General features: G+C 63.8%; 24 protein-coding genes. 13 read left to right on the plus strand and 11 right to left on the minus strand.

Annotated features, from left to right (window positions below; all coding sequences use genetic code 11):
* Nucleotides 1-69: 69 nt before the first annotated feature.
* Complete coding sequence (locus JQ616_RS01640; protein WP_212011743.1) at nucleotides 70-870, minus strand: L,D-transpeptidase; 801 nt, start codon at nucleotides 868-870, stop codon at nucleotides 70-72.
* A gap of 309 nt (nucleotides 871-1,179) precedes the next feature.
* Here JQ616_RS01640 and JQ616_RS01645 point away from each other — a divergent pair, with 309 nt between their 5' ends.
* The gene (locus JQ616_RS01645; RefSeq protein WP_212011745.1) at nucleotides 1,180-1,956 is read left to right on the plus strand and encodes a protein phosphatase CheZ; all 777 of its coding nucleotides are present in this window, start codon (nucleotides 1,180-1,182) and stop codon (nucleotides 1,954-1,956) included.
* Nucleotides 1,957-2,289: 333 nt separating this feature from the next.
* A complete protein-coding gene (locus JQ616_RS01650; protein WP_249136314.1) occupies nucleotides 2,290-2,889 on the plus strand; it encodes an ion channel in 600 nt (199 codons plus the stop codon).
* Nucleotides 2,890-3,325: 436 nt separating this feature from the next.
* Here JQ616_RS01650 and JQ616_RS01655 read toward each other — a convergent pair whose 3' ends face one another.
* Entirely contained in the window at nucleotides 3,326-3,769 is a 444-nt protein-coding gene (locus JQ616_RS01655) for a hypothetical protein (protein ID WP_212011747.1), read from the minus strand.
* A gap of 314 nt (nucleotides 3,770-4,083) precedes the next feature.
* On the opposite strand from JQ616_RS01655, the gene JQ616_RS01660 reads away from it, so the two are divergent.
* The 3 genes from JQ616_RS01660 to JQ616_RS39185 all read left to right on the plus strand — a co-directional run bounded on the left by JQ616_RS01660 (nucleotide 4,084) and on the right by JQ616_RS39185 (nucleotide 5,415).
* Nucleotides 4,084-4,407 (plus strand): hypothetical protein, encoded by a 324-nt coding sequence (locus tag JQ616_RS01660; RefSeq protein WP_212011748.1) that lies wholly within the window; start codon nucleotides 4,084-4,086, stop codon nucleotides 4,405-4,407.
* Nucleotides 4,408-4,449: 42 nt separating this feature from the next.
* Complete coding sequence (locus JQ616_RS39180) at nucleotides 4,450-4,950, plus strand: hypothetical protein (RefSeq protein ID WP_249136316.1); 501 nt, start codon at nucleotides 4,450-4,452, stop codon at nucleotides 4,948-4,950.
* Between the two features lie 201 nt (nucleotides 4,951-5,151).
* The gene (locus JQ616_RS39185) at nucleotides 5,152-5,415 is read left to right on the plus strand and encodes a hypothetical protein (RefSeq protein WP_249136317.1); all 264 of its coding nucleotides are present in this window, start codon (nucleotides 5,152-5,154) and stop codon (nucleotides 5,413-5,415) included.
* A gap of 345 nt (nucleotides 5,416-5,760) precedes the next feature.
* On the opposite strand, the gene JQ616_RS01670 is transcribed toward JQ616_RS39185, so the two are convergent.
* Nucleotides 5,761-6,279 carry a hypothetical protein gene (locus tag JQ616_RS01670; RefSeq protein ID WP_212011749.1) on the minus strand — a complete coding sequence of 173 codons (519 nt, stop codon included), beginning with the start codon at nucleotides 6,277-6,279 and terminating at the stop codon, nucleotides 5,761-5,763.
* 318 nt (nucleotides 6,280-6,597) lie between these two features.
* On the opposite strand from JQ616_RS01670, the gene JQ616_RS01675 reads away from it, so the two are divergent.
* From JQ616_RS01675 to JQ616_RS01685, 3 genes are all read left to right on the plus strand, one after another.
* Nucleotides 6,598-6,894 carry a co-chaperone GroES gene (locus tag JQ616_RS01675; protein ID WP_212011750.1) on the plus strand — a complete coding sequence of 99 codons (297 nt, stop codon included), beginning with the start codon at nucleotides 6,598-6,600 and terminating at the stop codon, nucleotides 6,892-6,894.
* Nucleotides 6,895-7,076: 182 nt separating this feature from the next.
* Nucleotides 7,077-8,720, plus strand: a complete 1,644-nt coding sequence (gene groL, locus JQ616_RS01680) for a chaperonin GroEL (protein ID WP_163155198.1) — start codon at nucleotides 7,077-7,079, stop codon at nucleotides 8,718-8,720.
* Between the two features lie 91 nt (nucleotides 8,721-8,811).
* Nucleotides 8,812-9,102 (plus strand): hypothetical protein, encoded by a 291-nt coding sequence (locus JQ616_RS01685; RefSeq protein ID WP_212011751.1) that lies wholly within the window; start codon nucleotides 8,812-8,814, stop codon nucleotides 9,100-9,102.
* A gap of 128 nt (nucleotides 9,103-9,230) precedes the next feature.
* Here JQ616_RS01685 and JQ616_RS01690 read toward each other — a convergent pair whose 3' ends face one another.
* Nucleotides 9,231-9,599: an antibiotic biosynthesis monooxygenase family protein gene (locus JQ616_RS01690; RefSeq protein WP_212011752.1), complete on the minus strand. Its 369-nt coding sequence runs from the start codon at nucleotides 9,597-9,599 to the stop codon at nucleotides 9,231-9,233.
* 98 nt (nucleotides 9,600-9,697) lie between these two features.
* On the opposite strand from JQ616_RS01690, the gene JQ616_RS01695 reads away from it, so the two are divergent.
* The 3 genes from JQ616_RS01695 to JQ616_RS01705 all read left to right on the plus strand — a co-directional run bounded on the left by JQ616_RS01695 (nucleotide 9,698) and on the right by JQ616_RS01705 (nucleotide 12,237).
* Entirely contained in the window at nucleotides 9,698-10,174 is a 477-nt protein-coding gene (locus tag JQ616_RS01695; RefSeq protein WP_212011753.1) for a MarR family winged helix-turn-helix transcriptional regulator, read from the plus strand.
* Between the two features lie 201 nt (nucleotides 10,175-10,375).
* Nucleotides 10,376-11,575, plus strand: coding sequence for a hypothetical protein (locus JQ616_RS01700; protein WP_212011755.1), 1,200 nt, complete (start codon nucleotides 10,376-10,378; stop codon nucleotides 11,573-11,575).
* A 197-nt stretch (nucleotides 11,576-11,772) separates the two neighbouring features.
* On the plus strand, nucleotides 11,773-12,237 hold the full coding sequence (locus JQ616_RS01705) for an ester cyclase (protein WP_212011756.1): 465 nt from the start codon (nucleotides 11,773-11,775) through the stop codon (nucleotides 12,235-12,237).
* 95 nt (nucleotides 12,238-12,332) lie between these two features.
* On the opposite strand, the gene JQ616_RS01710 is transcribed toward JQ616_RS01705, so the two are convergent.
* From JQ616_RS01710 to JQ616_RS01720, 3 genes are all read right to left on the minus strand, one after another.
* The gene (locus JQ616_RS01710; RefSeq protein ID WP_212011757.1) at nucleotides 12,333-12,800 is read right to left on the minus strand and encodes a PaaI family thioesterase; all 468 of its coding nucleotides are present in this window, start codon (nucleotides 12,798-12,800) and stop codon (nucleotides 12,333-12,335) included.
* An 18-nt stretch (nucleotides 12,801-12,818) separates the two neighbouring features.
* Nucleotides 12,819-13,397 (minus strand): bifunctional transcriptional activator/DNA repair enzyme AdaA, encoded by a 579-nt coding sequence (locus JQ616_RS01715; protein ID WP_212013087.1) that lies wholly within the window; start codon nucleotides 13,395-13,397, stop codon nucleotides 12,819-12,821.
* A 96-nt stretch (nucleotides 13,398-13,493) separates the two neighbouring features.
* Entirely contained in the window at nucleotides 13,494-13,958 is a 465-nt protein-coding gene (locus JQ616_RS01720) for a GNAT family N-acetyltransferase (RefSeq protein WP_212013088.1), read from the minus strand.
* Nucleotides 13,959-14,141: 183 nt separating this feature from the next.
* Here JQ616_RS01720 and JQ616_RS01725 point away from each other — a divergent pair, with 183 nt between their 5' ends.
* Nucleotides 14,142-14,822, plus strand: coding sequence for a hypothetical protein (locus JQ616_RS01725; protein WP_212011758.1), 681 nt, complete (start codon nucleotides 14,142-14,144; stop codon nucleotides 14,820-14,822).
* A gap of 16 nt (nucleotides 14,823-14,838) precedes the next feature.
* On the opposite strand, the gene JQ616_RS01730 is transcribed toward JQ616_RS01725, so the two are convergent.
* Together JQ616_RS01730 and JQ616_RS01735 are read right to left on the minus strand one after the other, a co-directional pair.
* Nucleotides 14,839-15,255, minus strand: a complete 417-nt coding sequence (locus JQ616_RS01730) for an META domain-containing protein (RefSeq protein ID WP_212011759.1) — start codon at nucleotides 15,253-15,255, stop codon at nucleotides 14,839-14,841.
* Nucleotides 15,256-15,396: 141 nt separating this feature from the next.
* Nucleotides 15,397-17,067 (minus strand): L-lactate permease, encoded by a 1,671-nt coding sequence (locus JQ616_RS01735; protein WP_212011760.1) that lies wholly within the window; start codon nucleotides 17,065-17,067, stop codon nucleotides 15,397-15,399.
* A gap of 307 nt (nucleotides 17,068-17,374) precedes the next feature.
* Between JQ616_RS01735 and JQ616_RS01740 the strand changes: the two genes are divergently transcribed.
* Nucleotides 17,375-19,120: an ABC transporter ATP-binding protein/permease gene (locus tag JQ616_RS01740; RefSeq protein ID WP_212011761.1), complete on the plus strand. Its 1,746-nt coding sequence runs from the start codon at nucleotides 17,375-17,377 to the stop codon at nucleotides 19,118-19,120.
* Between the two features lie 267 nt (nucleotides 19,121-19,387).
* Here the strand turns inward: JQ616_RS01740 and JQ616_RS01745 are convergent, their stop codons facing one another.
* Together JQ616_RS01745 and JQ616_RS01750 are read right to left on the minus strand one after the other, a co-directional pair.
* A complete protein-coding gene (locus tag JQ616_RS01745) occupies nucleotides 19,388-20,377 on the minus strand; it encodes a TorF family putative porin (RefSeq protein ID WP_212011762.1) in 990 nt (329 codons plus the stop codon).
* 400 nt (nucleotides 20,378-20,777) lie between these two features.
* Nucleotides 20,778-21,167, minus strand: coding sequence for a histone (locus tag JQ616_RS01750; RefSeq protein ID WP_212011764.1), 390 nt, complete (start codon nucleotides 21,165-21,167; stop codon nucleotides 20,778-20,780).
* Nucleotides 21,168-21,395: the final 228 nt, after the last annotated feature.

Here is a 21,395-nt window from a genome sequence, read left to right on the forward strand (position 1 = left end):
CCTGTGGTCATGGATCCCGGCTTTCGCCGGGACTACACCATCTTTGGGGCAGCTGCTTCAGAACGAAGATCACATCACGACGACCTTGGCGCCGACATTGACGCGGCCGTAGAGGTCGATGACGTCCTCGTTGCGCATCCGGATGCAGCCGGACGAGACGTTGGTGCCGATGGTCCAGGGCTCGTTGGAGCCGTGGATGCGATACAGCGACGAGCCGAGATACATCGCCCGCGCGCCGAGCGGATTCTCCGGGCCGCCTTCCATGTGCCGCGGCAGATCGGGACGACGCGCCAGCATTTCCGGCGGCGGGGTCCAGGCCGGCCATTCCTTCTTCGCCGAGATCGTCTTGGTGCCGGCCCAGGTGAAGCCGGGACGGCCGACGCCGATGCCGTAGCGCAGCGCGCGGCCGTCGCCCTGGACCAGATAGAGGAACTTGTTCGGCGTATCGACGACGATGGTGCCGGCGCCTTCCTTGCCGCTGTAATCGACCAGCTGCTTTTCATAGCGCGGATCGAACGGACGCTGGGTCGGATCGCCCGCGGCCTCCTCCTGCTGACGGATCATCTGCTGCTGCGGATCCATCGGCGGCAGTTGGCGGTTGCCGTAATAGCCAGGCTGCTGCTGATACTGTGGCGAATAACCCTGCGACGACGGCGCATCGCCGAACAGGAATTCGATGAAGCCGCCGCCCATGTTGGAGCGCTGAGGCTGCACATAGGCGGTGCGCATCGGCGGCTGCGCGGCGCCCTGGTTGGCGTAGATCACGGTGGGCTCGGGCTGAGCCGCCGCGTCGATCGCCATGGCGTATTGGGGAATTGCAACAAGCGAAGAGGCGCCGGCGAGCAGCGCAAGCGTGGTTTTCCTGAACATCGACGTACTCTGTACTGGTTTCGTCGGGACTGACTGCGCGAGGCGCGCGCTGCGCCCGTTGCACGTGGTCAATAAGCAATGAAAACCGCATCGGTTTGGTAAACGGAACGGCCGTTTCGATTCACCATCCCGGCAACGGCGCGCGGTTTTGCCGGACAGCGTTTATTTTGCGTGAACGCGGCGGCGGCATGGTTAATCGCTGGTATCGCGGCGGCGACCTGCTATCCGCGCAAACTGTTCCCGCGTGAACCTGACGTTAAATCCACCCTGTCTAGAACGGACTTCAGTGAAGGGGCGGGAATGAAAATCATGTCAGTGAAGCGTAAGCGTTTTCGTGTCGAACAGGCCATGGGCGAAGTCGTGATGCCGGAGCCGGAAGTTGCCGGCGGCGCCGACCTCGGTCCGATGCATCGCGAGATCATGGCCGAGCTTCGCTCGATCCGCGCCCAGATGGCCGCAGCACCGGCACAGCGCACCGGCGACAGTGTCGACGCCGCCGTCGCCCGCGAAGTCGCCGAGACCCACGCACTGCTCGAGACCTACCGCGCGCAGGTCGAACAATGTGAGAAGCTCAAGGTCGAGCTCGACCTGATCCATGACGCGATCAGCCGCACCAAGCGCGAGATCGCCGTGCTGCACGGCAAGAGCTTCAACGGCGAGGAAATGGCCAAGGTCAATGGCGAGCTCGGCGCCGTGGTCGGCGGCACCGAGCAGGCGACCCAGCAGATCCTCGAAGCGGTCGAGGCAATCGACCAGGCTGCGACCGCGCTGTCGAAGAACGTCACACCCGACCAGCAGAAGCTGCTCAGCGAAGATATCCAGGAGCGCGTGGTCTCGATCTTCGAGGCCTGCAACTTCCAGGACCTCACCGGCCAGCGCATCAACAAGGTGATGCAGACGATGAAGTTCATCGAGCAGCACATCAACGAGATGATGAACATCTGGGGCGGCGTCGACGCCATCAAGACCCACTCCCCGCCGATCGTCGACACCCGCGAGGGCGATGCCCGCCTGCTCAACGGCCCGAAGCTCGACGGCGACGCCGGCCACGCCTCGCAGGACGACATCGACGCGATGTTCAACTGAGCGATCGTCAGATCATCACGAAAAACGCCGGCCCTCGGGCCGGCGTTTTTGTTTAAGCGATGGCGCACTCCCGCGAGGATCTTTTTACGCAAGCTCATCGCCGCAACGTGACGGATTGGTCAACGCGACTTACCGATCGAGACATTCAGAGAGATCATTGACCCAAATCAAATAACGGCGCCGGTCCTGAACGCAATTACCGTCAAAGTTCCGGCAACGGAACCCGGAGGGTAAGGAGCGACAGTGCCAAACCCTGTCTATGGCATGCGGCAGATTCGGCGCGAATACGGCGACCGACTGGTCACGATGCTCGCAGCACTGCTCGCGCTCTACATGTTCGTGCTCGCGCCACTGCATTCATCGGGTTTGTTTGCGTTTCACGGACTGACGATCGTCGCCCTGTTCGGCATCGTCGCGGGCATGGTCGTCATTTCCGACCATCCAGCCGCGCTCGGCTTCATGTTGCTCGGCGTCATCGCCAATGCCGCGGTCATCTTGCTTCGCCTGCTCTATCCTCCGTCGCCATACAACATCATCATCCTGGCAACTGGCTGGCTCGCCATCGCGCTCACGCTCGGAGCGGTGATTGCGCACGCCGTATTCCGGCGCGGTCGCGTCACCTATCATCGGATCGTCGGTGCGATCCTGCTATATCTGCTGATCGGGCTCGGCTTCGGAACGCTATTCGTCTTCCTCGGCTTGTGGTTGCCGGACGCATTCAAGGGAATGAATTTCGAGGATGACTCGGCGCTGGCCAGCTCGGTCTATTACCTAAGTTTCGTCACGCTCACATCGACCGGCTACGGGGACATTATCCCGGTGCATCCGATGGCACGCAGCCTGTGCAACGTGGAGAGCGTGATCGGCCAGCTCTACCCCGCGACGCTGTTGGCGAGGCTCGTTACACTCGAACTGCGAGATCAAGGCTCGTAAGGCTCATACTTCAAGCCACCGAATTGTCTCGCGCTGTTTGGATCCCTTGGCACAAACCGCCCTAGCATCTTCAAGGCTTCGGACGTAGATTGGGTGCTCGATGGAAGGGATCGTTCATGGCACCCGGGTGCTTAAAGCCGAACCCGCCAATTGACGTCCTCTATGACGAGCAGAACCTGCTGCGACATCGAGCCGCGCCCCCTCCCATCAACGCCGCGAAAGTCAAAACAGCTTACCAACAGCAGCTTGCACCTCAATCGCGCATATTGCCCCGCAAGCTCAAGCGTCGATGGGCTGAAGCGCTTGGCGGTGACGTACTGCTCTTCATCACCCTGACTGCGAACGCCCTCTGTCCGGTCCTGGTGTTGGCCGCCCTGCTACTCGAGGCTCAATAGGACACGACTCGCGGCTTTCCGTGCAACCATATGCACGTTGATCACCAGATGTAGTTGTCGAACCACCCGTATCGCGGACGTCGCTCGGCAAAATGCGCGTAAGGTGACGGTACGTGCCTTCTTGCATGGGCATACTTCCGAGGCGACTTCGCTTCTCTTGTTTTGCGGACCGACGATTTTGGCCGCTCGATTTCGGCGGGCTGCAGCTGGGCGAACGCTTCCCGCTCGCGAACGATCGGAGAAGGCCCGGCGGCTTTGTCTGAGGCCGGAATGGGAATCTCCGCGACCTGTTCAGGAACGATCGTCGGCTGGCTGGTATCGTACACGACGAGATCGGGCAGCTTTTCCATCGAATGGATACGAATAGTTGGACGGATCGCTTCCGGCCGTTGCACCAGCGGAGAATTCGGCAGGATGACATCGAGAAGGAAGAGCAGCGCGAGCAACGCTCCGCCGACATAGAGGAGATATCGCGCCACCGGCATGGATCGCTCCATCCGCCATTGTGCACATCGCAAGACTTCTTTACCCAAGGGCACGCATCTGCGCTGAAGCAAAGCTCAGCACAGCGTCAAGCAACTATCGGCCCGCAGGGCCGCAATGATGTGCGCGTGGTCGGTACCAGCGTCTCATTCGAGAACCTCACGACCTTTGACATAAATCAACAGTATCGCGACAACGGCCAAATCAGCGAGCACCTCTGTCTCGACAGCATGCAGTCTGTGCCAAATGCGACGCGTGTAAATCTGCTGGCAGGTTTACCGGCGCGGGTGCATATTGCCGTTGAGGGAAATTTGTCATGCGTATGCCGGGAGCCAGCATTGGGTGCCGGTTGCACGGGACTTCCGGGATCATTCCGGTTGCCCCCGCGCACGCCCTTGTACTTTCACCCGGCACGAAATTGCGAATTCGCACCGCGCTCGCTGCGTGTATTCGACGCGCAGAGCTTCGCATTGAAACGTGGCGCATGCTGCGCAGGCGCGCGATTGAGCTTCCGGTCAAGCGCGCGGCGCGTCGGCTGCTTTCGGAATTGCAGCGCGAGGCTGTCTTTGAGGCGGTGGCGATCGGTGGCGGATTTCTTTCAGTCGCGCTGATCGCGTGCGCCTTGTTGCCGGATCACTGATTGGGGTGGAGCCACTGAAGTACTCAACGTTGGAGATTGAACATGACGCAAAGAATTGTCCGGAATACTGCAATTGCACTTTCGACGTTCGCCTGCGCGACACTGTTCTCCATCACCTGGTCCGAGCAGGGCGGCGTTTCGGCGTCGGTCGAAAGCGCCCAGGCGCGTGTCGGCCGACCGCTGACACCCATGAGCGTCGCGGGCGTCGCGCGTCGTAACACCCGGCGCGCCGCCTACGGATACGGCTACGGATATCGGCATTACGGGGTCGGCGCAGGTATCGCCGCCACGGCGGCGGTCGCCACAGCGGCCGCTACCGCACCGGCCTATTCCGGCTGGGGCACGAACAATTGGACCGATGCGTATGCCGCCCAGACCGATCCCCACTTCGGCCAGCCGTACTATCCGGCCCGGGCCTATCATGGGATCAGCCCGTATTACGGCTATGCCGGATGGACCGAGTACAAGACTGCCAACGGCATCGGTTGCGAGCCCGGCACAATGACGAAATGGGCTGACGGCCACATGTACGTCTGTCAGTGAAGTCGGCGCAAATATCTCCGAATGAGGGCGGCCCGGTGAGCCGCCCTCATGCATGATACAGATCGACCTCACGCGGCGACGGGTCGCGCCCGGCGTTGATCTACATCAACATCACCACTCCCCTGACACCGACGATACCCTAGGCCGCGTCTGAAGCGGCTTCATCACCTTTCGGTTCGCGTGCGATGAGGGAGGATCACCATGCGTCGGACGAACATACTTTCGATCAGGTCCGCAACATTTGCGGGAATTGCGGCCAGCCTCATGTTAGGGTTTGCAGCTGTCGCGCTCACTCCGGCACCCGCCAACGCCGTCATTTACTGCACCTATGTCGGCTATCCAGCAGGTTGCGTGGCGCGGGCCGGTGTTGTGCTCCGGCCCCGTCCGGTGGCGCGCGCTGCGGTCCGGCACAACGCGGGCGGCAACATGAATGGCGGCGTCAATCGCGTTGGGGTGCGGCGGTAAGGCGGTTGTCTCCGGGTCAAGATCTTGGACTGCGGACGGCAAGCCGGATTCGGGTCCCTCTGAAATCCGGTCAGGGATAGACGAAACGCCGACCCTCAGGGCCGGCGTTTTCGTTTGGATGAGGCCACAATCTGCCCTGCCTTCCCCCTTGTGGGAGAAGGTGGCGCCGATGCAATCCGCGCCGGATGAGGGATTGTCGCCGCATACTCAGATAGCGAGAGGGTGCCTCGAGGAGAGAGACCCCTCACCCGGATTGCACCTGGCGATGCAATCCGACCTCTCCCACAAGGGGAGAGGTGCACTGCCGATGCGGCTGCAAGATGAACAGATGGACCGGCCTCGCCGCTACGCCCTCGGCGCGCAGCGGACATACACCATGTTGCCGTAGCGGGTGGCGGCGTCCTTGTCGACGAAGCGGGTGATCATGACCCGGCCGTCGAACGAGATGATCTCGCGGTCCTGCTCGCCGGGGGTCGGTCCGGGCGGGCCGATATAGTTCTTGCCACCAGGGGAACCCTTCAGCCGCAGTTCCTGCGGGGTGGCCTGGTCGGCCAGATGCATGATGACGCCGCCGTTCTGGCCGGCGCCGATCACGTAGGGCTGCTTGCACTGGCCGCGCGCGGCGGCCTCGGTGCGGGCGCGGTCGGCGGGATTCTGGAACGAGGCGAGGCCCCAGCGGCCGACGATCTCGTCGGCGCGGATCGACGCCGGCATCTCCGGGGCCACGCCCGGTTCGACGGGTGCCGGCTCGGGGTTCGACGACAGCGACGGCAGGCTCATGCTGCCGCACGCCCCCAAAAGTGTCGTCAGCGCCGAAACAGCCGCGAACCGTGCGACCAATCGCGCGTTGAGTGACCTGATCATGTGTATCCCCCGACTATGTCCTGGCCGCACCCGTCATGCAGCCAAGCGTAAAACTTAAGACGGAGCAATGACGTCTGACAAAATTACGTCATCGCTACGATTTGGTTTCTGGTCCACCATCCTATATTGGCCTCACCAAGGCCTTAACCCGTTTGCTTGACAGAAACTGCGCCAAGCCATATTTCCCGGCCCACAATTAGCACTCTTGCACCACGATTGCTAAATGCGCCGGGCGTCCTGCCCGGCGCCGACCGGACCGGCATTCAACGCCGGTCTCGATGAACCGGACCTGAAACCGAGCCTCCAAGAGGGAACGTCATGGCTAAATCCACCTTCCGCCCCCTGCACGACCGCGTCGTGGTCAAGCGTATCGATGCCGACGAGAAGTCCAAGGGCGGCATCATCATTCCGGACTCGGCCAAGGAGAAGCCGTCGCAGGGCGAGATCGTCGCCGTCGGCCCGGGTGGCCGCGACGAGGCCGGCAAGCTGATCCCGATCGACCTCAAGGTCGGCGACCGCGTGCTGTTCGGCAAGTGGTCGGGCACCGAGGTCAAGCTCGACAACCAGGAGCTCCTGATCATGAAGGAGTCCGACATCATGGGCGTGCTGGCCTGATCGCAGATAATCGGCTGCCGCAAAGCCAAGGTCGTCATGCCCGGACAAAAGCGCGAAGCGCGTCTTCGCGCAGATGATCCGGGCATCCATCACACTTCGAGAAAGATGGATCGCCGGGTCAAGCCCGGCGATGACAAGTGTGGGATGCGGCGGCTGCCCCCAATCACCCAGGAGTAATTTGAATGGCTGCCAAGGACGTAAAATTCGCCGGAGACGCCCGCGACCGCATGCTGCGCGGCGTCGACGTGCTCGCCAATGCCGTCAAGGTGACGCTCGGCCCGAAGGGCCGCAACGTCGTCATCGAGAAGTCGTTCGGCGCGCCCCGCATCACCAAGGACGGCGTCACCGTCGCCAAGGAGATCGAGCTCGACGACAAGTTCGAGAACATGGGCGCGCAGATGCTGCGCGAGGTCGCTTCCAAGACCAACGACACCGCCGGTGACGGCACCACCACCGCGACCGTGCTGGCACAGGCCATCGTGCGCGAGGGCGCCAAGTCGGTTGCGGCCGGCATGAACCCGATGGACCTCAAGCGCGGCATCGACATCGCCGTCGCCGCCGTCATCAAGGACATCGAGAAGCGCGCCAAGCCGGTGGCCGCCTCCTCCGAGGTCGCCCAGGTCGGCACCATCTCGGCCAATGGCGACACCGCGATCGGCAAGATGATCGCCCAGGCGATGCAGAAGGTCGGCAACGAGGGCGTCATCACCGTCGAGGAGAACAAGTCGCTCGAGACCGAAGTCGACATCGTCGAGGGCATGAAGTTCGACCGCGGCTACCTCAGCCCGTACTTCATCACCAACGCCGAGAAGATGACCGCCGAGCTCGAGGATGCCTACATCCTGCTGCACGAGAAGAAGCTGTCCGGCCTGCAGGCGATGCTGCCGGTGCTGGAAGCCGTGGTGCAGTCGGGCCGTCCGCTCCTGATCCTCGCCGAGGACGTCGAGGGCGAGGCGCTGGCGACCCTGGTCGTCAACCGCCTGCGCGGCGGCCTCAAGGTCGCCGCGGTCAAGGCGCCGGGCTTCGGCGATCGCCGCAAGGCGATGCTGGAAGACATCGCGATCCTGACCGGCGGTCAGCTGATCTCCGACGACCTCGGCATGAAGCTCGAGAACGTCACGGTCAACATGCTCGGCCGCGCCGGCAAGATCGTGATCGACAAGGAGAACACCACGATCGTCAAGGGCGCCGGCAAGAAGAAGGACATCGACGCCCGCGTTGGCCAGATCAAGGCGCAGATCGAGGAGACCACCTCGGACTACGACCGTGAGAAGCTGCAGGAGCGCCTCGCCAAGCTCGCCGGCGGCGTTGCCGTCATCAAGGTCGGCGGCGCGACCGAGGTCGAGGTCAAGGAGAAGAAGGACCGTGTCGAGGACGCGCTGAACGCGACCCGCGCCGCGGTGCAGGAAGGCATCGTGCCGGGTGGCGGCGTCGCCCTGCTGCGCGCCAAGAAGGCGGTCGGCCGTCTCACCAACCCCAATGCCGACGTTCAGGCCGGCATCAACATCGTGCTCAAGGCGCTGGAAGCTCCGATCCGCCAGATCTCGGAGAATGCCGGTGTCGAAGGCTCGATCGTGGTCGGCAAGATCCTCGAGAACAAGTCGGAAACCTTCGGCTTCGACGCCCAGACCGAGGACTATGTCGACATGGTCGACAAGGGCATCATCGACCCCGCCAAGGTGGTGCGCACCGCCCTGCAGGACGCCTCCTCCGTCGCCGGCCTGCTGGTGACCACCGAGGCCATGGTCGCCGAAGTGCCGAAGGACGCGGCGCCGGCGATGCCGGGCGGCGGCATGGGTGGAATGGGCGGCATGGGCGGCTTCTGAGCCCTCGCCACATCGCATCGAGATCGAAGGCCGCCTCCGGGCGGCCTTCTTTTTTGCAGTTTGATTACGATCGGGATGTAAGGGTCATCGCATGTCCCGCGACGCCAAATCACTGACGTCCACGCTGGTGCTGTTCTACGCGATCGGCGCGGTGCTCGCGTTGAGCACCTATGCTCTGGACAGCATCGATGGCTTTGTAGCCGTTTTGAGGGTCTGGATCATCCAAACGTCGACGTTTTTGGTCCTCGGCGCGGGTTACGGTCTCTACTACGTCATTTCCCGTTCTGCCGGTCACCGTCCAAAAGCGCCGTTGCGCTTTCTGGACATCTCCTTCCTGGCTTCTGCTACCACTCTCGTTAGTGGCTGGCTGATCTATCGTTGAGTGACGCCACCCAGATCGTAGATCGTAGGGCGGATTAGCGAAGCGTAATCCGCCGCATCTCTCCGCGAATGGCGTATTACGCCTTCGGCTAATCCGCCCTACAGACCTTTTGCCGGGCTCGCAGCCTTCTACGCCACGCAAACGTCCGGCACCGCGACCTTCTGGAACAGATGCGGCGATGCCACCGCCGAGGCGGGATAGGCCGACAGCTTGGCCCTGAACTCCGGGTTCATGAACGCGGCGCGAAAGGCGGCGGTGGATTCCCAGACTGCGTAGTTCAGATAGGCCGGGCTGTCGCCGAGCGCGCGGTGCAGCTGGGTCGAGATGAAGCCCGGCTGCCGCTTCATGATGGCCGCGTCGTCCTGCCAGGCTTTCAGGAAAGTTTGCTCGTCGGCCTTGTCGAGCGTGAACAGGTTGACCAGCACGACGTTGCTGGCCTCGACCGCGAGCTGGCGGTTGATCGGGAAAGCGGGGTCGAGGGGGCGCATCTGCGGCATGGTTGGCTCCGTTTGATATGGTGCTATGATGTCATTTCGATCAGATCGATACATATGATATTTGACATTATGATGTCAATAAGATTGTATGGTGACAAATGACGAATGCAAAACGAACGCCGGCGGGGGAAGCCCTGAGCAGCCTGATTCTCGACCTGTTCCGGCTGAACAGCCTGCTGTTCACATCGGGCGACCGGCTGGTGGCCGGGCTCGGGCTGACGAGCGCGCGCTGGCAGATCCTCGGCGCCATCGTCGCCACCGAGCGCCCGCAACCGGTGGCGTGGCTGGCGCGCGACCTCGGCGCGGCCAGACAGAACGTGCAGCGGATCGTCAACGACCTCGAACGGGACGGACTCGTCACATTCGAGACCAACCCGCATCACCGCCGCGCCCAGCTCGTCGTGCTGACCGAGAAGGGGCAGCAAGCCTTCGATGCGGCGATGCGGCTGCAATTGCCCTGGGTGAACGGCCTCGCCGACGGACTTTCGATGAAGGACATCGAAGCCATGAACCGCGTCGTCAGCACGCTGCGCGGCAGGCTGGAGAACGGCGAGGAATCTGACCAACGCACATGACGCCTGGCCCGTCTCGATTCGTCATCGCCGGAACATGAGCGGCGACGCCGTTCTCCTGATGGCTGCACCGGGCCATGACAGTGCCGAAGGTCAGATCCTTCGAAATTGATAGCCGCCGTCAGGCGGCCTTCTTTTTTGGCCAATGACACGGAGGTTTGCTAGTTACGACGGAACCGATTCTGCCCTTCGAGGACTTATCGTATGCGCGCGCTCCCGCTCCTGCTGCTCGGTCTTGCCGTCGCCTCGGCCCCTGCTGTCGCCCAGATCAAGCTGCAATCGAAAGCAACACCGGCGGGCGGTCCCGAGACGCGCTATTTCACCTCGATCGACGGCCTGATGGACGGCAATGCCGACGTCGTCCTGAAGGAAACCCGGCAGGGCAAGACCGTGACCGCGGCGGTGCTCGACGTCTGCTATCCGGCCGACAAGGGCTCCGACCGCAAGGACCGCTTCGTCGCCAACCTGACCATCAGCGGCCAGACGCTCTCCGGCACCACCCAGAGCGTCGCCGACAAGCAGCCGGTCACCATCAAGCTGAACCGCAAGCAGAGCGGCGACGGGTTTGAATTCCGCGGCCAGATCACGATCGGCCAGACCGTGACCGAAGTCGCCTCGACCGACAATTCCGATCTCAGCGAGAAGGAATTCCAGGACAACCAAGCCACCGAGGACGGCATCACGCCGCAGCCGAAGGATTTCACCGACGTCTCGCCGGAATCGATCGGCGTGCGGGTGAAGCTCGATGCGGCGGCCGACTTCCTCAAGAGCCTGAAGGGCGAGGCCGTCGAGATCGGCACCTCGAGCCTCTCGGTGACCTGCGATGCGATGCGCTCGGGCGAGCAGACCATCAACCTCACCGTCGATCCCGAGCACGCCAGCGCGCTGCTCGCCAAGGCGAAGTCGGCGCCCGGCGTGACGGCAGCCGGCTGGACCAGCGGCGTGGTCGAGATGGACCGCACCATCCGCTTTGCCGCCGCCGACTGGACCAGCGGCGACAAGATCAACAAGGACAAGCTGGCAACCGCGATCGCCGGCGTGCTGGCGAAGACGCTGGCAGCAAAGCCTGCCTCAACGGCGTGGAATGCGAACACCGGCAAGCTCAAGCTGGTGCTGAAGCGGCCCAGCGCTATCTATCCGGCGCTCGGCCTGACCCAGAATTACGAAATCACCGCCCTCGTCTCGCCGGAGAAGCCCGGCAGCTCCGACAAACTGATCCTGTGGGTCTCGAGCCCGACCGTCTCGACCTCCGACGACAGCGCCGGCGCCAAGCTCAACCTGTCCGACGATTCCAGCAGCGACGAGGAAGGCAGCGAAACCAAGGACGACAACGGCGCGATCGACGCGCTGCTCAAGGAATTCAAAGGCCAGCGCTGGGACGCCGACAAGTCGGCGTGGCACTGAGCCACCCGCTTCCCGATTGCGCGACGACGTTCGGGAAGCAGCGCCAAGCATCATATCGACAAAGCGGAATTTCGCCTGAAGGCGACAGCACGCCCGATCTGGAATCGGGTGGTGCGACACGCGTCTCACATTGCCTAATGCGCGCATCGACACAGCGCCGGTCGCGATGCCGGCAACGCGCAAATGGAGACGATGAGATGTCAGAGCAAAACAAGAATGTGGTCGGCCGATGGTTCGCGGGCTTCTGGGGCAACCCGTGGAATCCAAACATCATCGAAGAGCTCGCGACGCCAGACATTGTCGTGCACTACCCGATGCACGAGCCGAAGAAGGGCCGCGCCGCGGTCACCCAGTTCATCACCGAGTTTCGTGAAGCGTTTCCGGATCTGAATTTCTGGGGCGTTGGCGACCTCGTTGCGGAAGGCGATCTCGTCGTCGGCCGCTGGGAAGGCGGCGGCACACACACCGGACCTGCGTTCAGCGACTTCCGCCTCGGCTCACTGCCCGCAGCGTCTGGCCGCAAGATGACATTCGCCGGCACGACCGTGCTGCGTGTGCGGGACGGACGAATCGCCGAGGAGCTCGGACAGGAAGACGCGCTGACCGCCATGCTGCAGCTCGGCCTCATCCGCCTGCCCGAACAGAGTGGCTACGCGGGCTGAATCGACGGTTCGTCGACTAAACACGGTCCAATGCTACTGGACCGGCATCGCACCTCCGGGTGCAGTGCCGGCTCAGTCTGTCCCAGCACTCCGCGTCAGGCCGGAAAGATCAGGCACGTCGTCGTGCCGTGCGCGAGCAACCGCCCCTTCGCGTCGGTGACCCTGCCCTCGGCGGTACCGACGCGGCGGCCGCAATTGAGCACCCGCCCCTCGGCCCGGATCGGACCGGTGTCCGGCGTGATCGGACGGACCAGCGAGATCTTGAATTCGAGCGTGGTCTGGCTGATGCCGGCGTCGAGCGTCGACTGCACCGCAAGGCCCATGCAGCTGTCGAGCAGCGTCGCCGTCAGGCCGCCATGCACGGTGCCGGCCGGATTGAGATGCGCATCGGTCGGCAGCAGCGTGACGACGACGCGACCGTGTTCGGCTTCAGTGACGTCATAGCCGAGCGTCCGCGCGATCGTGTTGAGCGGCAGTGCGCCGCTGGCGAGCCCCTCCACGAATGCCAGCCCGCTCATCTGCTGCTTCTGTTCGGCACTGACGGTGCCGTAGCTCTTGGCCATTGCTGATCTCCATCGGGTTCATTGCATCGTGACGCCGTGTGGCCGCCTCCGTCGCAGCGAGATCGGAGAGCGGCCGTAGAGTTTTGCGAATGCGGCGTTCATGCGCCTTGCGCTGGAGAAGCCGGCGCGCTGCGCCACCACAGACAGCGGGGCATCGCTGCCGTCGATCAGCCGCTTGGCGCGCTGCACCCGCAGCGAGAGCGCGACCTGGAGCGGCGAGGCCTCGAGATGTTCGGCAAACAGCCGCGACAGATGCCGCGCGCCGATGCCGAGCCGTTCGGCCAATGCTTGGACGTTGCCGCGGTCGAGTGCGCCGTCCTCGATCAGCGCCAGCGCGCGCTCGACGGTGGTCCGGGTGCCCTTCCATGCCGGGCAGAACGGCGCCGCCTCGGGACGGCAGCGCAGGCAGGGCCGGAAGCCGGCACGCTCGGCCGACGCCGCGCTGCCGTAGAACCGCACATTGCGGGCGAGCGGCGTGCGCGCCCGGCAGACCGGGCGGCAATACACGCCCGTGGTCTTGACCGCGACGAACACGATGCCGTCCCAGGCAGGATCGCGGCGCTGAAAGGCAGCATATTGTGCGGTGAAGTCGAGCATGCGTTCGCTATAGCCGCCGCCGCGCGCCGCGGCGACCCGGTTTGCGGAGACAACGTCCGGAAACGACCGGCGGGTGCGGGCAAGCACCAGTTGCGGTCAGAGGCGCTTGGTCATGAACAGGCTGAGCGGATCGGGCGCGTAGTCGCCGAACGGCGGACATTCCTGGTAGCCGGCGGCGCGGTAGAGCACGATCGCCTCCGGTTGCCGGATGCCGGTCTCCAGGCTGAGGCGCTCGATCTGCCGGCTGCGCGCCACCGCTTCCAGCGCGTCGAGCAGACAACGGCCGAGCCCACCTCCGCGCGCATCAGCGCGCACGAACATCCGCTTCATCTCGGCATGCCCGGGCGCGATGATGCGGAAGGCGACCGAGCCGAGTACTTCGGTATTGCGCCGCGCGACGAGAAACACCGTGCCGGGGGCGGCGAGCGTCGCTGCGTCGGCGAGGTGGTTGCTGTCGGGCGGATACAGCGCCGCCAGATAGGCGTCCGACAGCGCGATCAGCCGCCGCACCTCGGGCTGTGTGGGGTCTTCGGGGCCGATGCTGATCTCAGGCTTGCGCATCTCGGACACGATTTGGAGCCGGCTGACAAAGCCGTCGCCAACTGTCGGCCGACGCCCCGAGCCCGTCAATCTACGGGGCCCTGCGACCAAAAGACTTTGTGCTGCCGCAGTTCGGTCACCGAAAATTAAGGCTCGATTTAGTTTCGAGGATCATGCTTTGCGTCACCGAACACAGGTCACGCCATGCAAGACCGCGAGCCGATCAGTCCTGGGAGCATCTGGCCAACAACAGATGCGACGGAGGGTCATTCGCCGGCGCAGACGGCGGACCTCTGGGACGTCTCAGGTGAAAATCGCGACGCCGCCCTGCTGCTGCGGGAGCCGTTCGCAGACCGCATCGGCACCGCGCTGCTGGCAGCGACTGCGCTGGCCGCGAGCTTCGTGCTGGGATGGGCGGGCGGCGCCAACTGGCACGACTTCTTCACAACTCCTGCCACGGTCCCGGTAGCCCAGAAGGAAGCGCCCGCCCCGCATCTTGCAGAGGCGCCGCCGAGCCGAAGAAGCGAGAGCCCGCGGCGGACGGCGTCCAACGCCGACCCCGTCGTCACCGGCAGCATTCCCAAATCCATTGTCAATCCGCGCCCGCAGGTGCTCGGTGCCGCGCCGACGACGCTGAACGCGCAGGCCATGGCGCTGGGGCCGAAGCAGCCGCTTCCGGCAGCGCCGGAGTCGCGGCCGAGCACGATCCCCGGATGGTCGGTGGTCGAGGTCCGCGACGGCACCGCCGTGCTCGAAGGGCCGGAAGGTGTCAAGATGGCCGCACGCGGCGACGTTGTCCCGGGCCTCGGCCGAGTCGATTCCATCGTGCGCTGGGGCAATCGCTGGATCGTCGCCACCGCAAGCGGATTGGTCGCGACGCCCTGAGCGCCGAGGCTGCGCCTCAGTTGCTGTTGATCACGTAGCGCAGCTGCTTGCTTCCGATGAACGTGACCTGATCGCCCTGCCGTCGCCAGCTCGTCATGTCGCCGAGCGCGGCGAGCAGATCCTTGTCGGCCTGCGCCCGCTCCGGCGTGCAGGTGCGGTTCTCCATCGCGCCGGGAACGAACACGATGGTGTTGCCGGCCACCGAGAACTGGCCCTTGCCGCCGTCGCACCACAGCTCGAGGATCACCTCGCCATTGTCGCCGATCTCGATCGAGGGAATCCGCTTGGAGCCGGGCATGCGCGCGGCATCTAGCGTCATCACGAAACCGAACGGGAATTCTTCCTGGGCCTTGGCCGGAGCCGCAGCAAGAGCCGCAGCAGCCAGCACCAATGCGGCCACGCCGCCGTTCAGAATCCGCTTCATCGACATCATTCCCACCAATTGCGACGCCGCCCTTCTATGGGACGAGGTCGTGATTGGCCAGCTTGGCGGAGCGAGAAAAACCGCTTGAAAAGCAAAATCCCCGCGGGCTCGCACCCGCGGGGATCCTGGTTTGGGCGACGCCTCGCCTCGTTATTTCAAGACCATTGCCGTGAACGGATAGACATAGGCCTGCAGGGTCACGAACAGACCGACCAAGCACGCCAGCACGATCGAATGCAGGAACACGTAGCGCAGGATCGAGCCTTCGTGGCCGTACCAGTTGGTCGCGGTCGAGGCGACCACGATCGATTGCGCGTCGATCATCTTGCCCATCACGCCGCCCGAGGAGTTCGCCGCCGCCATCAGCACCGGCGACAGGCCGAGCTGCTCGGAGGTGATCTTCTGCAGGTTGCCGAACAGGATGTTGGACGAAGTGTCTGATCCGGTCAGCGCCACGCCGAGCCAGCCGAGCAGCGTGCCGAAGAACGGGTAGAGCACGCCGGTCGCGGCAAAGGCGAGGCCGAGCGTGGCATCGACGCCGGACAGCCGGGTCAGGGTGCCGATCGCCAGCATCGCCGAGATCGTGATCAGCGAGATCGCGCAGATGCGGATGGTGCGGCCATATTCGGCGATCAGCTTGAGCGGCGAGAAGCCCATCAACAGACCCGAGATGATCGCGGCGATCAGCAATCCGGTGCCGGTGAACGACAGATAGGTGAAGCCGAACACGGCGCCTTCGGGCGTCGGCTTCGGCACCACCGGTGGCACCTTGAAGATCAGCTTGTCGAGATCGGGGACCGGATAGTTCCAGACGAAGTTGGCATTCGCCCAGGCCTTGAAGGCACCATTGCCCCAGATCAGCATCAGGATGCAGACGATGATCCACGGCAGCAGCGCGCTCCACAATTCGCCCTGGGTCAGCGGCGTCTTGTCGAGCGGCTTGGCGGCCGCCATCGTCGCCGCCGATTCATCGCGGCCGCGCAGCGCCGGCGACAGCCAGAGCTGCCGCGGCTGCCAGACCTTCAGGAACAGGATCAGCGCGCCCATCGAGATCAGCGAGGCGCCGATGTCGACGATCCAGGGATTGATGTAGTTCGAGATCACGAATTGCGGGACCGCAAACGACACGCCGGTGACCAGGATCGCCGGCCACACTTCCTTCATGCCGCGCCAGCCCGCGAACGCCCACACCACCCAGAACGGCACGATCAGCGAGAACAGCGGCAGCTGCCGGCCGACCATGGCGCCGAGGATATAGGGATCGAGCCCGGTAACCGAGGCAAGACCCTGGATCGGCGTGCCCAGCGCGCCGAAGGCGACCGGGGCGGTGTTGGCGATCAGCGACAGGCCGGAGGCCGCGAGCGGCGAGAAGCCGAGCCCGATCAGCACCGCGCCGGTGATGGCGACCGGCGTGCCGAAGCCCGAAGCACCCTCGAAGAAGGCGCCGAACGAGAACGCGATCAAGAGCAGCTGCAACCGGCGATCCTCGGTGACGCCGCCGACCGCGCGCTTGAGCAGCTCGAACTTCCCGCATCTCACCGTGACCTGGTAGAGGAAGATGACGTTGAGCACGATCCAGCCGATCGGAAAGAACCCGGTGACGATGCCGAGGATCGAGGCGCGGATCGACATGCTGGCCGGCATCGTGAAGACAAAGATCGTGATCAAATTGGTCACGATTACGGCGATGATGGCCGCGATATGTGCCTTCACCTTGCCGCTGGCGATCAGCACCAGCAGCGTGACCACGGGAATGGCGGCAGCTAAGGTCGACAACCCTGCATTATTCAGCGGATTGTAGATTTGATTCCAGGTGTTCATCTCGGGTCCTCCCCATGCTCTTATGCAGCGCCACGGCCTCGGCGCAGGCCGGCGCGCTGGTGCGATTGCGGGAGTCCGTCGGAAAACTACAGCCCCGGCTCGCGAATGAACGATCGGTAAGGATCGCTCACATCCTCGCGAAAAATCGAAGGTCCCCCGTCCCTCGCCATTGCCGTCATGCTAGGGTTGACTCGATCGTTGGGACAAGCCAACGCTTGCATGCCAGACCTACGACTTTAGTCGAGGCCCACTCCGATTGTCCCGATTCTTCAGGCCTTTGCGGCCCCTTCCCCGGAGACGATAATCTGTGAACAACATCCGTTCGACGCTCGCGGCGGTGTGGCGCATCGCCTCGCCTTATTTCAAATCCGAGGACAAATGGGCGGGCCGCGGGTTGCTTGCCGCGGTCATCGCGATCGAGCTCTCCTCAGTCGTCATGGACGTGCTGATCAACCAGTGGCGCAACCGCTTCTACACCTCGCTGCAGAACAAGGACTGGGACACTTTCAAGCGCGAGATGCTGGTGTTCTGCACGATCGCAGCAGCCTCGGTAGCGCTCGGGGTCTACCAGCTGTACCTGAACCAGTGGCTGCAGATCCGCTGGCGCAACTGGATGACCGGGAAGTATCTCCGCGACTGGGTGCATAACGCCAATCACTATCGCATGCAGCTCGCCGACGACGCGACCGACAACCCCGACCAGCGCATCACCGACGACGTCAAGCTGTTCGTCGGCCAGACGCTAGCATTGGGTCTCGGCCTGTTGAACGCAGTCGTTTCGCTTGCCTCCTTTGTCGTGATCCTCTGGGGCCTGTCGGAGCTGCTGCCGCTGATCCTGTTCGGCATCGACTTCTCAATTCCGGGCTACCTGGTCTGGGGCGCCATCATCTACGCCATCTTCGGCACCATGCTGACGCAATGGATCGGTTCGCCGCTGGTCAATCTCGATTTCAACCAGCAACGCCTCGAGGCGGATTTCCGGTTCAACCTGGTGCGGGTGCGGGAAAACTCCGAGCAGATCGCCTTGCTCAAGGGCGAAGGCGCCGAGCGCGGGCGGCTGCTGGACCGGTTCGGTCGCGTCGTCGCCAACTGGTACGGCATCATGAGCCGGACCAAGCGGATCACGGCCTTCACGCAAAGCTATGCGCAGGCGTCGGTGGTGTTTCCTTTCGCGTTGGCGGGACCGGCCTATTTCGTCAGCAAGACGGTGCAGCTCGGCGCCCTGATCCAGATCGCGGAAGCCTTCGGCAAGGTGCAGGACTCGCTCTCGTTCTTCGTGACCGCCTATCGCACATTGGCCGAGTGGCGCGCGACCGTTGCCCGTCTCGACGGGTTCGAGAATTCGATCACCAAGGCCGAGAAGCTCGCCGCGGACCCCGCCTCGATTGGCACCAAGCCGGCGACCGGCGGCGAGATCGCGCTGCCGCAGCTTCTGGTCAAGCTGCCGAACGGCACGCCGCTGGTCGCGGCCGAGCATTTCAGCTTCCGTCCCGGTGAGCGGACGCTGGTGACCGGCCCCTCCGGCGCCGGCAAGTCGACCCTGTTCCGCGCCGTGGCCGGCATCTGGCCGTTCGGAAGCGGCACGGTCGAGATCCCGGCCAATGCCAGGCTGATGATGCTGCCGCAACGTCCCTATCTGCCGATCGGCCCTCTGCATGACGCCGTCGTCTATCCGGGCGAGACCGCGACATTCGACGCGGAACGCCTTCGCGAGGTGCTCACCGCGGTCGGGCTGCCGCAGCTCGCGGCGCGGCTCGCGGAAGAGGCGCACTGGAATCGGATGCTGTCGCTCGGCGAGCAGCAGCGGCTCGGCATCGCGCGGGCGCTGCTGCATGCGCCGCAATTCCTGTTCCTGGACGAGGCGACAGCCTCGCTCGACGAGCCGTCGGAAGCCGCGCTCTACAAGCTGATCGCCGAGAAGCTGCCCGACACCACGGTGGTTTCGATCGGCCACCGCTCGACGCTCGAGGCCTTCCACCAGCGCAACGTCGCGCTGGTGAAGGACGGTGACCACTTCAGCTTGCATGACAAGGTGAAGGTGGCGACGTCGTAAGCGAGCGGATCCGGCTGCGAACTCCGTTACGCTCCATCAATTCGGACAGTCCCTAGCTCCCTCTCCCGCTTGCGGGGGAGGGTTGGGGTGGGGGCTCTCTCCACGAATCGCATTGTGGAGACAGCCCCACCCGCCGCGCTACGCGCGGCGACCTCCCCGCAAGCGGGAGAGGTGCAGCCAGTCTGCCCTCTAGTCTCGTTATCACCCACCAAAAACAAAAAGGGCGGCAGATTGCTCTGCCGCCCTCTCGGTCTCCGGAAGGAGAGATTACTTCAGGCTGGACATCGCGGTCAGGTCGACCGAGAGCTTGGCGATCCCCGCCGCGCCGCACCAGTTGGAGCCAGTGCCGCCCGGATTGATCGGGGTGACGTTGGTGGTTCCGCCGGCGGTGAAGTCGCTGGTGAAGGCGCTGCAATTGCCCTTCGAGAGGTCGGTGTCGGAATAGCGCAGATCGAGCGTGAACACCTTGTAGGTGAAGCCGATGCCGATGTTCCAGGTGTTGTAGTCGGCATACTTGATGCCGTTCGGGAACGCCGGGACGCCGTAGAAGCTGTCGGAGGTGCCGAGCCACTGCCGGCCGAACTCACCCGACACATACATGCCGACGCCGCTGGTGCCGAACACGGTGCTGGGCGCGGTGTACTTGCCGATGATCGACGAGTAGTTGCCCCAGGCGCCGGTGTTGAGGAAGTTCGGCGAGTAGTACTCGTTGATGGTGAACGCCCAGCTGTCGTTGATGGTCCAGGTCGCCTTGCCGTAGACTTCGAAGAACGAGACGTCCTTCTTCATGACGTTGCCGTTCGCCAGGAAGTTGGTGGCGCACTCCGCGCCGAGCGCGTTGCCGGCGGTGTCGAAAGGCGCACCGAACTGGCAGGTGCCGCCCGGATACAGATAACCCCAGACACCGATGTCGAAGGCGAAGGCGCCGAAGGTCGGGCGGATACCGCCATAGACGTCGACTTCGGCCGCAGCGCGGTTGGCGAAGGAGATGCTTTCGGTCGAGGTGCCGATGTAGAGCTGCAGGTCCTTGTTGACGTTGTAGCGCGGCTCGAAATAGGCGGTGACCGACGGATTGTGGTTCGACTGGGTGACGCCGCGGAAGATGTAGTCGTTCATGACGCCGGCGCCGAAGGCAATATCCCAGGGATCGAAGGGAGCCGGCGGCGGCGCCTTGACGGCCTTCACCGCCATGTCAGCTGCCATTGCCGAGCTCGAAATCATTGCTAGCGCCGTTGCTAACAAAGCCAGTTTCTTCATGACGATCCCCATCTACTTTTCCAGACAGCCCAGCTTCGGTGCCCCCCAGGGCGCGCGATAACGGACTGCAACTAAATCGCGTGTTGCTAATCTGCGGCCCGTGCACGGGACCGTGAAGCCAAAAAGAAATGCAGCTGCCGACTTTTTAGGCGTTCCAGCTGTTTCGTCGCACGTTGGTCGCCGGGTGTTGCATTTGCAGCACAAGGTCGATGCTCCCGTTCCGGTTGAGGACAGCCGCTGCCGTGGGGACAAGGCAACAGCCGACCGGATCTGACAGCGTTCGGGACGAATCGACGTACCCGTAAGAGCACGGGCGGAGTCCCCGATACGGAAAAAGCCGCAGCGGCGTCCGCTGCGGCTTCGATCGGTTTGAACCGGTCCAGGATCGGGCCAGCTTCGGTTAGTGGTGCTCGCCCTCGGAGGTGCCCCAGCTCGGGGCCGGTTCGTGGCTCGGCGTCGCCCAGCTTGCGGCCGGCTGCGGCGCGGGCTCGGGCGCCGGGGGGGCTGCGACTGGGGCGGCCGGCTTCGGCGCGGCGGCCTTCTTCGGAGCGCTCTTCTTAGCAGCCTTCTTGGGCGCGGCCTTCTTCGGAGCAGCTTTCTTCGCGGCTTTCTTGGCAGTTTTCTTGGCGGTTTTCTTGGCAGCCTTCTTGGCTGACTTCTTCGCCGATTTCTTTGCAGACTTCTTCGCAGTCTTCTTGGCCGACTTCTTCGCGGACTTCTTCTTCGCCGCTACTGCCTTCTTGGCCTTTTTGGCCTTCTTGCTTTTCTTCGCCTTCTTCGACTTCGCCATCGTGGTCCTCCTGTTGCCGCTATGTGAGTCCACCGGGCGCATTGAAGTGATCGCTTGCCGGACCGCAGCCGCACCTCGGGGAGAGGCACACTCCGCTACGCTTGTCGGGCATGATGGCCGCGCGATCGCTTCGCGTCTGTGGCTGAGGAAGCGCCGATCCTTCACATTGCGTCGGACACGTTGCGTCAGGGCAAGGCTGAGGTCCGGATCATGCTCGAGTGGCAGTCG

Origin of the sequence: Bradyrhizobium tropiciagri (genome assembly GCF_018130545.1) — a bacterium.
In the GTDB taxonomy this organism is placed as follows: domain Bacteria; phylum Pseudomonadota; class Alphaproteobacteria; order Rhizobiales; family Xanthobacteraceae; genus Bradyrhizobium; species Bradyrhizobium tropiciagri_A.